The 253-nt window shown below is 49.0% G+C and carries 1 protein-coding gene; it reads right to left on the reverse strand.

Going from position 1 to position 253, the window contains the following annotated elements; translation table 11 throughout:
- On the reverse strand, positions 1-253 hold a 253-nt coding region (locus SB775_RS31805), incomplete at both ends, for an NAD(P)-dependent oxidoreductase (protein WP_486360733.1).

Consider the following 253-nt stretch of genomic DNA (forward strand, 5'->3'; position numbering starts at 1 on the left):
GCCAGGTACTCCTTAGGAAAATCAGGAGTTTCGAGCACGCGTGTCGTTTTTGCTTCGTCTACAAATAGGCTGCCCGCGCCACCTACAACAAGCAATCTGGTAGTAGGAGCACCTTTCATTGCTTCGATCAAAGCATTACCTGCCTCGACATGAAGATGTTCTTTTCCTGCTGGCGCGCCGAATGCGTTAACCACAGCATCAAATCCGCTGAGATCGGCCGCTGTCAATGAAAACACATCTTTTTTCAGTACAG

The organism is Peribacillus sp. SIMBA_075, from assembly GCF_046534585.1.